Below are 14,024 nucleotides of genomic sequence, written 5' to 3' on the forward strand. Positions count from 1 at the left end.
CTTTAAACTAATTATCTTAATAATGAAAATGTTGACTCTCCTTAATAAAAGGGTTGCGTTTTGCTAGTAATGGTGCTTTTGTTAAAGCATTAAATACGATAAACATAAATAATCCTCCAAAGAAAAGTATAGCACTTATTTCTGGCACACCGATAAACCAAGATTTACCAACTGTGGCAGGCATAACCATATTGTAAATATCTAAGTAGTGACCAAAAAGAATAACAATACCAGTCATTACTACAAACCAGTTAATTCTTTTGTAATCGCTATTCATTAACATCAATACAGGGAAAATAAAGTTTAAGGCCACCATACCAAAGAAAGGCAAGTTGTAGTCTTCTATTCGTGTAATGAAATAAGTTACCTCTTCTGGGATGTTTGAATACCATATTAACATAAACTGTGAAAACCATAAGTAAGTCCAGAAAATACTAATACCAAACATAAATTTAGCAAGATCATGAATATGACTATCGTTTACATATTCTAAATACCCTTTAGATTTTAAGTACATAGTCACTAAAGCTATCACGGTAATGGCAGATACGAACATACTTGCAAATACATACCATCCGAATAAAGTACTAAACCAGTGCGGATCTAAACTCATAATCCAATCCCAAGACATCATTGATTCTGTCACGATAAAGAATACTAAAAATCCTGCAGATAATTTAAAACTTTTCTTATAGAAACGATTGTGATCTACTTCATCGTGTTTTAATGAATTTTTTCTAAGGAAATATCTAAAAATATTCCACCCTGCAATATAAATAGCAGCTCTAATTAAAAAGAAAGGAACATTTAAGTAAGATGATTTACCTTGAATAAGTTCATCATTTGCTACTACTTCTGGATCCATCCAAATAAATAAATGGTTGATATGAAAACCTGAAAGAGCTAATAAGATAAACATAATGATACTACCAGGCAATAAATAAGCGGTAACTGCTTCCATTACTCTAAATAGAACAGGTGACCATCCTGCTTGAGCTGCGTGCTGAATTGCATAAAATGCTAAAGCACCTAAAGCTATCATAAAGAAAAAGAAAGCCGCTACATAAGTTGCAGCCCAAGGTTTATTTTGTAATTGATGTAACAAGTGTTCTGCGTGTGCATCTTCATCGCCGTGTGCAGCTTCAACGTGAGCTTCTTCTACAGGTGCATGAGATTCGTCTGCGTGAGTTTCTTCTACGTGATGTGTAGCTTGTTCTGCTTCAGCGTGTCCTTCGCCATGAGCTTCGTGGGATGCAATAATTTCTTTCACATCTTCTATTGTAGATGGTGCAGATAAGAAGCCATAGATAAGTCCTATTGCTCCAACAATCATTAAGATTATTGCTGTTATTTTTAATTTACCAGATAGCGTGTACATATTAAAATATATAATGCGGTTGATTCTTAATTTATTCTTCGTTTAAGCTACTGCTCTCTTCTCTATTAGCATTCTCATGACTAGAAGCTGCATCATTTGTCATTTCTTCATCTGCATTTACCATTTGATTTTCTGAACTACTATCAAATTGCTTTGCTTCATCTTCAGTTAAAGGCTCTCTTTTTGGTTTTCCTTCCAATTGAGCTTTCAAATCCATTACATAATGATCTATTTGCCAACGTTCTTTTTCATTGGTTTGAGCTGCATAAGATCCCATAGTGTTTATCCCATAATACATTACATGATAAACAGAACCTTCAGTAATTGCTCTTCCAGCATCATCATAAGCCGGAATACCAAGTATTTTTTCTCTTTGTGCTAAAGTTCCTTTTCCATCACCTTTATCACCGTGGCAAATTGCACAGTAGATTGTATAAAGTGCTTTTCCTTCATTTACATTATCTTCTGTATAAGGAAGTGGATTTTTTAATTCCGCTTTAGCTAAATCATAACCCTCTGTAGTGTTGTCATATTCGTATGGCATCCATCCCCTAGGAATAGTTCCCTCTACAGGTAATTTTGCTTCTTGGCTTCCTTCAAAAACTTCATACTCTCCATAGGTTTCATATCCTACAGATTTATACATGTTAGGAAAGTATTGATAGTTTCTATCTTTTTCATTAAAACAGGATACTGCCAATAAAGACATTAAAGTAACCCCAGCTATTTTAAATAAACTTTTCATAGGTTTATTTGTTTATTAAGTTCACTTCTAAAGCTCCGGTATCGCTTAGAAATTTAGACATATCTTTTACATTATGTTTCCCTACACTAACTTCCATTAAGAAGTGGTCATCTGTAGTTCTGACATCTGGATTTTCAGCTTGTTTAAAAGGCCATAGCTTACTTCTCATATAAAAAGTAATAACCATAAGGTGAGCAGCAAAAAATACGGTAAGTTCAAACATAATTGGTACGAATGCCGGTAAGTTCTCCAGAAAGCTAAAACTTGGCTTTCCTCCAATATCTTGCGGCCAATCTTGTATCATAATAAAATTCATCATAGAAATAGCTACCGATAAACCAACTAATCCATACAAAAATGAGGTAATTGCTAATCGAGTTGGAGCTAATCCCATTGCCTTATCAAGACCGTGTACAGGAAAAGGTGTATAAACCTCTTCAATGTGGTAGTTGGCCTCTCTTGTTTGCTTTACGGCTTGCATAAGCAAGTCATCGTCCGTATAAATAGCGTGTATAACTTTTGAAGACATTCTTTACTTATTATGAGTTTATATTATTATCTGAGTCTGAATTAGCATCATCTGCTGCGTCTTTTTCATTATCGATATTTGACGCTGGCTTTCTTACAGGCTCATCATATAGTTTTACATGATCTCCATGTTCTGCTCTTAACTGCTTATATTTTGCTCCTGAAGATTTCAGGATTGTTTTTACTTCTGCCTGTGCAATTACAGGGAACGTTCTAGCGTATAATAAGAATAGTACAAAGAAAAACCCAATTGTTCCTATAAAAATACCAATATCTACAAAGGTTGGAGAGAACATTGTCCAAGATGATGGTAAATAATCTCTATGTAAAGAAGTTACGATAATTACAAAACGCTCAAACCACATTCCTATGTTTACTACGATAGAGATAAAGAAAGAGAACATTATACTTCTTCTTAATTTAGGGAACCACATGAACTGAGGAGAAAATACGTTACACGTCATCATACACCAGTATGCCCAAGCATAAGGTCCTGTTGCCCTATTTAAGAATGCGTACTGCTCAAATTCAACTCCAGAGTACCATGCAATTACCAACTCGGTAATATACGCTACCCCAACAATAGAACCTGTAAGCATAATTACAATGTTCATTAATTCTATATGCTGAACAGTAATGTAGTTTTCTAAATTAGAAACCTTACGCATGATAATCAATAAGGTATTTACCATAGCAAAACCAGAGAAAATCGCTCCCGCCACAAAGTAAGGAGGGAAAATCGTAGTATGCCAACCTGGTATAACCGATGTAGCAAAGTCAAAAGATACAATAGTGTGTACAGACAGTACTAATGGAGTAGCTAAACCTGCCAATACCAATGACACTTCTTCAAAACGTTGCCAATCTTTAGCTCTTCCAGACCATCCAAATGAAAGAATAGAATAAATTCTCTTTTGAAAAGGCTTTACCGCTCTATCCCTAATCATTGCAAAATCTGGCAATAAACCTGTCCACCAGAATACTAATGAAACAGATAAGTAAGTTGAAATTGCAAACACATCCCAAAGTAGTGGAGAGTTAAAGTTTACCCACAATGATCCAAATTGATTAGGAATTGGTAATACCCAATATGCTAACCAAGGACGACCCATGTGAATAATCGGAAATAAACCTGCTTGAACTACAGAGAAGATTGTCATCGCTTCCGCGGAACGGTTAATTGCCATTCTCCATTTTTGACGGAATAACAATAATACGGCAGAAATAAGTGTACCAGCGTGACCAATACCTACCCACCAAACAAAATTGGTAATATCCCAAGCCCAACCTACGGTCTTGTTTAATCCCCAAGTACCAATACCTGTAGATACAGTGTAAGTGATACATCCTAATCCCCAAATAAAAGCTACTAAGGCAATAGAAAATACAATCCACCAAGACTTATTTGCTTTACCTTCAACAGGTGCTGCAACATCTATAGTAACATCATGATAGGATTTATCTCCGGTAACTAAAGGCTTTCTAATAGGTGCTTCGTAATGAGACATAATGCTTTATAATTGATTCTTTTATTAACTCTATTATTATACTTCAGAAGTGTTTCTAACTTTTGTATGATAGAATACATTAGGTTTCGTACCTACATATTCCAACAAGTGATACATTCTATCATCTTGTTTTTTATCATTTACAACACTTTCTTTATCGTTGATATCTCCAAATTTCATCGCACCAGAACTACATGCATTAGAACAAGCGGTTTGGAATTCTCCATCTTTAATTTCTCTTCCGTCACGTTTAGCATCAAGAATTGTTTTTTGTGTCATTTGAATACACATAGAACATTTTTCCATCACCCCACGAGATCTTACCGTAACATCTGGGTTTAATACCATTCTACCCAAATCATTATTCATATGGTAATCAAACTCGTCATTCTTATTGTACAAGAACCAGTTAAAACGACGTACTTTATAAGGACAGTTGTTAGCACAATATCTTGTACCTACACAACGGTTGTAAGCCATATGGTTTTGACCTTGACGACCGTGAGAAGTTGCCGCTACCGGACAAACAGTTTCACAAGGTGCGTGATTACAGTGCTGACACATTACTGGCTGGAAAACAACCTGAGGATTATCGGAAGCATCTTCTAGCTCACCGAATCCAGACAATGAATCACCTAAACCGTCAAAATCATCTTTCTTTTGATTATCTCCTGCGAAAGTCTCTTCAGATGAGTAGTAACGATCAATACGCAACCAGTGCATATCCCTACTACGTCTTACTTCAGATTTTCCTACAACAGGAACATTATTTTCACTATGACAAGCAATAACACAAGCTCCACAACCTGTACAAGCATTTAAATCTATAGAAAGATTAAAATGGTGACCAATTGTTCTGTCAAATTCATCCCAAAGATCTACCTCTGGAGAAGTCACAGGAACAGGCTCGTGATTTAAAGATACGTGCGGAGTTGAATTCCACTCGTGCTTATCCTTAGTATTGAAAATTTCTAACGTTGTTTCTTTTACAACATCTCCTCTACCCATTAAAGTGTTATGCAACTGCACACAAGCAAACTCATGCTCACCAGATGCTTTTTCAATGGTAATATTTTGAACGTTATTAAAATCTTTATATAACGGGTAAGCATTAACACCTACCTGCATTTCTTCTTGAATTGCTTCTTTTCTTCCGTATCCTAAAGCTAAACCAACAGAACCTTTAGCTTGTCCTGGCTGAATGATCACAGGAACATTCTTAAGCTCAGTTTTACCTAATTTAACAGTAACATAGCTACCATTTAAACCACCATTAGCAACGTGTTTATTTTCTAAATCCATTGCTTCAGCATCAGCCTTAGAAACCGTTAAGTAATTATCCCAAGAAGCTCGAGTAATAGGATCTGGTAATTCTTGTAACCAAGGGTTATTAGCCTGTTCCCCATCTCCAAGAGCAGTTTTAGTATAGAGCGTCAACTCTAAACCTTTTCCTTTTTCAGACTGAGATAATTTTCTCGCTGAAGCGGAAGCAGATACACCTGCACCCAAAAATTCAGCATCAGATTCTTCAGAAAGCGTTGAATTCGACTCAAAAACTCCATCATGCAATGCAGTTGACCAAGAAGAAGAACCTAACTTTCCTTTCCAAGTCTCTTTAATATACTCATAGTAAGACTTTTCACTACCCGTCCATTTCAATAAACAATCTTGAAATTGACGTGTATCAAATAATGGCTTAATCGTAGGCTGCATTAAACTAAAGTAATTTTTAGTTAACTGCACATCACCCCAACTTTCTAAGTAATGAGGCGTAGCAGCAACAAAATTACATAATTTAGCAGTCTCATCCATTTTAGAAGAGAAAGCTACTTTTACATCTACGTTTTTAAGCGCTTTCACAAACACATCTGCGTTTGGTAAGCTATAAGCAGGGTTTACTCCTGCAGTCATAATAGCACCTACAGCACCATTATTCATTTTATTTACTAAATCAAGAACCTCCTTAGCATTACCTTGACGAATCATTCTAGGATTAGCAATATCCATTACCGCGCTACCTAACTGTTCGTTTATTGCCATTACTAAATTTTGAGCATCCTCATCTTCGATTCCAGAAACCACTACCGCTCCAGACCCAGCTCTTCTTAATTGTTCTTTAGCTTTTACAACAGCATCATCTAGTTTAGCAGCTAAATTACTTGAAGGATTTCCCGAAACATATCCGTAAAGCGCAGCTAAAATCATCTTTTGCTCAGAAGGAGTTACAGGAACACGCTTATCTGCATTTGCACCTGTCATAGACATATTAGATTCAAACTGAATATGACGTGACATTTTTCCATTCTTTGGAATTCTTCCCTGCGCATATCCAGAATCATATCCTCCACCTTGCCAATCTCCTAAGAAATCTGCTCCAATAGAAACGATTGTTTCTGCTTTAGAAAAATCATAATTAGGAAGCGCTCTGTAACCATACTTTGCCTCAAACGCATTTAACGCAGCGTTTTCAGATACGGTATCATATACTACGTGACGAACATTCGAAAATTTCGCCTTAAACTCTTTAATCAATTCAGTAGTAGAAGGACTAGCAAAAGTTTGTGTCATTAACACAATTTCTTTTCCTCCTACACCATTTAATTTTTCACTTAACTCCTTATCAAACCTTTCCCAAGAAACATCTTCCCCTTTAATAGAAGGCCTTTTAACTCTTTTATTATCATACAATGACAATACAGAAGCATGAACTCTAGCATTTGCACCAGAATTAACCTTACCAAGAGTATTATTTTCTATTTTAATAGGTCTTCCTTCACGAGTTTTAACCAGTACGCTAGAAAAATCAAACCCATCTGCAATAGTTGTAGCATAATAATTAGCTACACCAGGAACGATACGCTCTGGTTGAACCACGTAAGGTATTGATTTAGTCACAGGACCTTCACAAGCTGCAAGAGACGCAGCCGCCGTACTAAACCCAACAAATTTAAGGAAATCCCTTCTGGAAGTTTTAGAACTTTCTAATGTTTCTTTGTCTCCCAAAAACTCATCTGTAGGAATTTCTTCCACAAATTCATTCTGTTGAAGCGTCTCAACAATAGAACTATCCTCCTTTAGCTCTTCAACACTTTTCCAGTATTTCTTGTTTGATGACATATGATAATATAGATATTAACTTCTTAAAAAATTAGTAGTGACATTTACCGCATTCCAACGCACCCATTTGAGCCGCTGTTAATGTTTCAACACCATATTTCTTAGACAATTCCTCATGAATTTTCTCATAATACTTATTGCCTTCTACTTTTACGTTTGTTTCTCTGTGACAATTAATACACCAACCCATTGTTAATGGTGAATGTTGACGCATAATTTCCATCTCCTCTACAGGACCGTGACACTCTTGACAAGTAATTCCAGCTACAGAAACGTGCTGCGAGTGATTAAAATAAGCAAAGTCCGGCAGGTTATGAATTCTCACCCACTTTACAGGTTTTTGCTCTCCGCTATACGACTGAGTCGCAGGATCCCATCCTGTCGCCTCGTAAAGCTTAGCGATCTCACCATCATAAAACTCTTTAGAATAATCTTCAGTAGCAGTTTCTGGCGCTACTTCAGAAATAGATTTATGACAGTTCATACACACATTTAGCGATGGTATCCCAGATGTTTTACTTACTCGAGCAGAAGAGTGACAATATTTACACTCGATCTGATTATCTCCTGCATGAATTTTATGCGAATAATGTATTGGCTGAACCGGCTGATAACCCTGATCAACACCTACCTGCATCAAATATCCATAAACAAAATACCCACCAGCAAGCAACAAGAATACTGAGGTAACCAAAACTAAAAATTGATTCTCAACAAAAGCTTTCCAGATTGGCTTTCTTTTCTCAGAAACTACCACAGGAACACCATTTGCTTCCGCAAATCGATTTAACGTTTTATTCACCAACACCAACACCGCTACCAATAACAGTAACACAAATGCAAGCACTCCTAAAACAATATTAGTTGACACCCCGCTTCCAGACCCACCTGAAGCTTGACCCTCACCTGTAGCTGCCACTTTAGGTTCTGGTTTTGGCTGCTCCACATACGCAAGTATGTTATCGATATCAGAATTTGATAACTGAGGGAAAGCATTCATTGGAGTCTCATTGTACTCCTCATAAATTGCTACCGCTTCAGGATCTCCTGCATCGATCATTGCAGCACTATTTTTTATCCATCTATAAAGCCAATCGATTTCATGTCTTTCTGTCACTCCATGCAAAGCAGGACCTGTCGCTCGTTTATACGGCTTATGACAAGCAGCACATAAGGAGTTAAACAAATCTTTACCCGCAGCAGGATCTCCACCTTGTGAACTCGAAGGTATCGCTTCTGCCGAAGCAGACTCTTCTACACTAGGAGCATCCGCAGCAGCTCCAGAGTCTTCTTGCGAAAACGAAGTTTGAGAGAATGAAAATAAAACTACTAACGAGAGTAGTAGTGTTCTAGAAATTGAATGGCGTATATTCACCTTTTTCATATTACAGCTGAATTAACATCTTAATTTGGTATGATTTTTACAGTGAAGTAGTTAGCTATATTAACATATCTTAACACTCCTAAATCCAAGCACAAAAGTAATACTTATAGATGATTTAAGGAATGTTACAGAACTGTTAATGCTTAATTTATATTACTTCTAAATAATAATTCAAGCCCAACTATAGTTATTTAATCATACTTTTGTAAAAATTAATTTGCGTTATGAACAAACACACCTCAGTAATTTATTTATTTTTAAGCATTTGCACTTTCAGCTTAACAAACTTAAATGCTCAAGAGAGTAAATCTAAAATAAATACAGACCCATTAGTTCAAGAACTCTTAGTATTAAAATCAAAAATGACAGAGAGTAATGAACTTAATGAGCGTTACAAAATTCAGCTCTTCTCTGGGTCAACATTAGAAGCGGCCAACAAGATTAGACAGAAATTTAAAATAAAGCATCCAGATGAACCTGCTAGTATAGAATACCAAACTCCTAATTACAAAGTTTGGGTAGGTGACTTTAGAGATAGACTTGAGGCAGAAAGGTTATTTATCGCCATTAAAGAGGATTTTAAAAGTTCTTTTGTATTTAAACCCAGACAGTAAAATTAACAATACAGAACTAATATATATGGCCCAGCAAGCGTTTTACTGTAATATTAAATGAAGAGCTTAGAGCTCTTAATTATAAATAAAAAAAGCTACTCTTATTGAGCAGCTTTTTTTATTTATAATCTTTAAATTTATTTAAGTTTCTTTTTAACTGCAACCTCTTGGAATGCTTCAACAACATCTCCTTCTTTAATATCATTGTAGTTCTTAATTTGAAGACCACAATCGTAGCCTTTAGAAACTTCTTTCACATCATCCTTAAATCGTTTTAATGAAGATAAGAATCCAGTATAAACTACCACTCCATCACGAATTAATCGAATGTTACTATTTCTATAAATCTTACCATCAGTTACCATACAACCAGCGATGGTTCCGATTTTAGATATCTTAAATGTTTCTCTAATCTCTGCGTTACCCGTAATCTCTTCTTTCATCTCTGGAGATAACATACCTTCCATAGCATCCTTAAGATCATTGATAGCATCGTAAATAATAGAATAAGTTCTGATGTCTATTTCTTCCTTATCAGCAACTTGACGAGCATTCCCAGCAGGTCTAACATTAAATCCGATAATAATCGCATCAGAAGCCGAAGCAAGCAATACATCACTTTCTGTAATAGCACCTACTCCTTTATGGATAATATTTACTTGAATCTCTTCTGTAGATAATTTTTGGAAACTATCCGTTAAGGCTTCTACCGAACCATCAACATCACCTTTTAAGATAATATTTAATTCTTTAAAGTCTCCTAAAGCAATTCTTCGTCCAATTTCATCTAAAGTAATATGACGTTGAGTTCTTACACTCTGCTCACGTTGTAGCTGAGTACGCTTAGATGCAATATCTTTAGCTTCACGCTCATCTTCCATTACAGAGAATTTATCTCCAGCTTGCGGAGCACCGTCTAATCCTAATATTGAAACTGGCGTTGAAGGCCCTGCTTCTTTTATTTTATTGCCACGCTCATCGTGCATAGCTTTAATCTTACCACTTGTAGTTCCTGCAAGAACATAATCTCCTATCTTCAAAGTACCACTTTGCACTAAAATAGTTGAGATATACCCTCTACCTTTATCTAAATAAGCTTCCACAACAGTACCTGAAGCGTTTCTATCTGGATTTGCTTTAAGCTCTAAGATTTCAGCTTCAAGTAAAACTTTTTCTAATAATTCTTTTACTCCAGCTCCTGTCTTCGCAGAAATATCTTGAGATTGTACTTTACCACCCCAATCTTCTACTAACAAATTCATAGAAGCTAACTTCTCTTTAATTTTCTCTACATTAGCTGTAGGTAAATCTGTTTTGTTAATCGCAAATATAATTGGCACTCCCGCTGCTTGAGCGTGAGAAATAGCTTCTTTTGTTTGTGGCATCACATCATCATCTGCTGCAATTACTACAATAGCAATATCTGTAACCTGAGCTCCACGAGCACGCATCGCCGTAAAGGCTTCGTGTCCTGGTGTATCTAAAAATGCAATTTTATTACCATTTTCTAATTCAACTCCGTAAGCTCCAATGTGCTGTGTAATTCCTCCACTTTCACCTGCGATTACATTTTCTTTACGAACATAATCCAACAATGAAGTTTTACCGTGATCTACGTGCCCCATTACAGTTACAATAGGCGCTCTTTCAACAAGATCTTCTGGATTATCTACAACCTCTTCAATTGACTCTTCTAAGTCGGCAGTCACAAAATCAACTTCATATCCAAACTCATCAGCAACAATAGAAAGCGTCTCAGCATCTAGACGCTGATTCATCGTTACCATCATTCCTAATGACATACAAGCAGAAATTACTTTCGTTACTGGCACATCCATCATCGTCGCAACTTCACTTACCGTTACAAACTCAGTAACTTTAAGTGTTTTGTTCTCCTGTTCTTGCTGCGCTTGCTCGTCTTCAGTTTTTTGACGGTGTTGATCTCTTTTATCTCTTCTATATTTCGCTCCTTTACCTTTAGAAGATTTACCTTGAAGTTTCTCTAAAGTTTCACGAATTTGTTTTTGTACTTCCTCTTCTGTAGGTTCCTCTTTAGTAACCTGAGGTCTACGAGCTTTGTTGTTTCCACCTTTTTTGAAGGCTCCACCACCAGTTCTCCTGTTACCTCCAGGAGCATTACCACCAGAATCTTTACTAATTCTTCTACGCTTCTTTTTCTTAGCAGCAGCAGCGGCACTAGCTTTAGGATCTTCTTTCTTTTTAGCAGGTTTCTTTTTAAATTGACTTAAATCAATTTTTTCTCCTGTAAAATTAGGTCCGTTAAGTTTCTTATACTGAGTCTCCAAACGTTCTTCTGGAGCTTTCACCTCTTCTTCTTTTTTAGAAGGAGATTCTTTCTTCAACCCAGATTTTGAAGTTGAAACAGGCTCTTCCTTCTTCTTTTCTTCTTTTTTAGGTTCTTGAGGCTTTTGAGGTGTTTCTTCCTTTTTAGGTTTTGGTTTATTTTTAGATTTATCTTTATCTAAATCTATTTTCCCAACCTGCTTAGGACCACTTAAACTTGCCTTAGCTTTAACTATTCGAGCTTCCTCCTCTTCTCTCTCCTTCTCTTTCAGTCTTCTCTCTTCTAGTTTACGCAATTTTTCCTCTTGCTCTTTTTCTCTTGTCAGTCGAAGCTCCTCCTTTTCTTTCTTTCTCTCTTCACTTACTTCTTTTGAAGCTACTTTTTTACTTTTATCAGTTTGGAACTTCTCAAAAAGCACTTGGTAAACTTCTTCGGAAATTTTTGTAGTAGGACGCGCTTCAATATCATAACCTTTAGAATCTAAAAATTCTACAGCACGGTCTAGTGATATATTGAATTCACGTAGTACTTTGTTTAATCGCATTGTTCTTGCTTCAGCCATAAATTGCCTCTAAATTAACCTCTTTATTCTTATTATATGATTAAAATTTTTAAAAAAAAATTAATCTTCAAATTCTTCTTTTAAGACCCTAATTACATTTTGAATGGTTTCTTCTTCAAGGTCTGTTATTTTGACTAAATCTACTACATCTTTCTCCAAGACGCTTTTAGCCGTATCTAATCCTATTCTAGATAATTCTGCAATTACCCAATCTTCAATTTCGTCTGTAAATTCAGATAACTCAACATCTTCTTCTCCTCCTTCTCTATAAACATCAATCTCATAACCTGTTAACTGGCCAGCCAAACGAATGTTATGACCACCTCTACCAATAGCCTTAGAAACTTCTTCAGGTTTTAACATTACCTGAGCGGTTTTCTTTTCTTCATCTATTTTAATAGAAGTAACTCTTGCAGGACTTAACGCTCTAGTAATCAACAATTGATTATTAGTCGTAAAATTAATTACATCTATATTTTCATTTCCTAGTTCACGAACAATACCGTGAATACGAGAACCTTTCATTCCCACACAAGCTCCAACAGGGTCAATTCTATCATCATAAGAATCTACTGCCACTTTAGCTTTTTCTCCAGGAACCCTAACCACTTTCTTTACGGTAATCAATCCGTCGAAAACTTCTGGGATTTCTTGCTCAAATAATTTCTCTAAGAAAACAGGAGCCGTTCTTGATAAAATAATAATTGGCTTATTCCCTTTTAATTCTACACTTTCAATCACTCCTCTTACATTCTCACCTTTACGGAAAAAATCTGAAGGAATCTGTCTATCTTTAGGCATTACCAGTTCGTTACCCTCATCATCTAACAAAATTACGGTTCTATGACGAATATGATGAACTTCTGCCGTATAAATCTCACCTTCTAAGTCCTTAAACTGCTTATAGATATTCGTATTATCGTGCTCATGTATTTTAGAAATTAGATTTTGCCTTAAAGCTAAAATAGCTCTACGACCTAAATCTATCAATTTCACTTCTTCAGAAACATCTTCATCTACTTCAAAATCTGGCTCAATTTTTCTAGCAGCTGTAAGTGAGATTTCTTTGTTGTCATCTTCAACCTCTCCATCTGCTACCACAACTCTATTTCTCCATATCTCTAAATCTCCTTTATCAGGATTGATAATAATATCAAAATTATCGTCTTCCCCAAATCTTTTCTTTAGAGCATTTCTAAATACATCCTCTAAAATCGCCATTAAAGTTACACGATCTATTAATTTATCATCCTTAAACTCCGAAAAAGAGTTAATCAAATCGATATTCTCCATATCTAATTTCTGTTAAAACGTTATCATCACTTTTGCTTCTACAATATCGGAATAAGGTATTACAGCTTCTTTTTTCACTGTTACTTTTCCTTTTCCCACAGGCTTAGGTTCTCTAGCCTTCCAACGGAGTGTAATTTCTTCTTCGTTAGCATCTTCTAAATTGGCTTCTATAGCCTCCTCCTTTAATTTCACCGCTAACTTTCTTCCAATATTTTTCTTAAACTGCCTCGGAATTAACAAAGGCGCAGCTACTCCGGCAGAGGTCACTTCTAAAGAAAAATCTTCTTCTTCTCGGTCTAAATTATGCTCAATAGCACGACTAACATCAATACAATCATTCACAGAGACACCTTTATCCCCATCTATAACCACAAAAATCTGGTTATCACTCTTAATTTCAAAGTCTATCAAAAACAAGCTTTCATTCTCATCTAAAGCTTTGTCTAGCAATCCTTTAACTAACTCTTTCTGCATTAAAATATTTATAAAAAGAGGGGACTGTATGTCCCCTCTATCAATTATTTTTTCTTTCCACTGCAAATATAGTAATATTTTCTAACATAATAAATTAGATGTCCAATGAAATTATT

General features: G+C 35.7%; 10 protein-coding genes. 1 reads left to right on the forward strand and 9 read right to left on the reverse strand.

Translation table 11 applies throughout. From position 1 onward, the window contains the following. Nucleotides 1–16 precede the first annotated feature (16 nt). Genes FT986_RS09615 through FT986_RS09640 form a run of 6 tightly spaced genes read right to left on the reverse strand, consistent with a single transcriptional unit; the run spans nt 17 to nt 8,660 of the window. Nucleotides 17–1,378, reverse strand: a complete 1,362-nt coding sequence (locus FT986_RS09615) for a quinol:cytochrome C oxidoreductase (protein ID WP_147864846.1) — start codon at nt 1,376–1,378, stop codon at nt 17–19. Nucleotides 1,379–1,409: 31 nt separating this feature from the next. Beyond that, nucleotides 1,410–2,123, reverse strand: coding sequence for a cytochrome c (locus FT986_RS09620; protein WP_147864847.1), 714 nt, complete (start codon nt 2,121–2,123; stop codon nt 1,410–1,412). Nucleotides 2,124–2,127: 4 nt separating this feature from the next. Then, complete coding sequence (locus tag FT986_RS09625; RefSeq protein WP_111540713.1) at nt 2,128–2,652, reverse strand: DUF3341 domain-containing protein; 525 nt, start codon at nt 2,650–2,652, stop codon at nt 2,128–2,130. A 10-nt stretch (nt 2,653–2,662) separates the two neighbouring features. Then, nucleotides 2,663–4,159, reverse strand: coding sequence for an NrfD/PsrC family molybdoenzyme membrane anchor subunit (gene nrfD / locus FT986_RS09630; RefSeq protein WP_245924734.1), 1,497 nt, complete (start codon nt 4,157–4,159; stop codon nt 2,663–2,665). A 36-nt stretch (nt 4,160–4,195) separates the two neighbouring features. Further along, nucleotides 4,196–7,276 (reverse strand): TAT-variant-translocated molybdopterin oxidoreductase, encoded by a 3,081-nt coding sequence (locus FT986_RS09635; RefSeq protein WP_147864848.1) that lies wholly within the window; start codon nt 7,274–7,276, stop codon nt 4,196–4,198. A gap of 31 nt (nt 7,277–7,307) precedes the next feature. Further along, nucleotides 7,308–8,660, reverse strand: coding sequence for a cytochrome c3 family protein (locus FT986_RS09640; protein WP_147864849.1), 1,353 nt, complete (start codon nt 8,658–8,660; stop codon nt 7,308–7,310). Between the two features lie 224 nt (nt 8,661–8,884). On the opposite strand from FT986_RS09640, the gene FT986_RS09645 reads away from it, so the two are divergent. Beyond that, a complete protein-coding gene (locus tag FT986_RS09645; RefSeq protein ID WP_147864850.1) occupies nt 8,885–9,274 on the forward strand; it encodes an SPOR domain-containing protein in 390 nt (129 codons plus the stop codon). A gap of 137 nt (nt 9,275–9,411) precedes the next feature. Here the strand turns inward: FT986_RS09645 and infB are convergent, their stop codons facing one another. The 3 genes from infB to rimP are packed head-to-tail and all read right to left on the reverse strand — an operon-like array spanning nt 9,412 to nt 13,908. Continuing rightward, nucleotides 9,412–12,141 (reverse strand): translation initiation factor IF-2, encoded by a 2,730-nt coding sequence (gene infB / locus FT986_RS09650; RefSeq protein ID WP_147864851.1) that lies wholly within the window; start codon nt 12,139–12,141, stop codon nt 9,412–9,414. A gap of 60 nt (nt 12,142–12,201) precedes the next feature. Then, complete coding sequence (gene nusA, locus FT986_RS09655; protein WP_147864852.1) at nt 12,202–13,434, reverse strand: transcription termination factor NusA; 1,233 nt, start codon at nt 13,432–13,434, stop codon at nt 12,202–12,204. A gap of 12 nt (nt 13,435–13,446) precedes the next feature. Next, nucleotides 13,447–13,908, reverse strand: a complete 462-nt coding sequence (gene rimP, locus FT986_RS09660; RefSeq protein ID WP_147864853.1) for a ribosome assembly cofactor RimP — start codon at nt 13,906–13,908, stop codon at nt 13,447–13,449. Nucleotides 13,909–14,024: the final 116 nt, after the last annotated feature.

This window comes from Mesonia sp. K4-1, assembly GCF_008017825.1.
Classification (GTDB): Bacteria; Bacteroidota; Bacteroidia; order Flavobacteriales; family Flavobacteriaceae; genus Mesonia.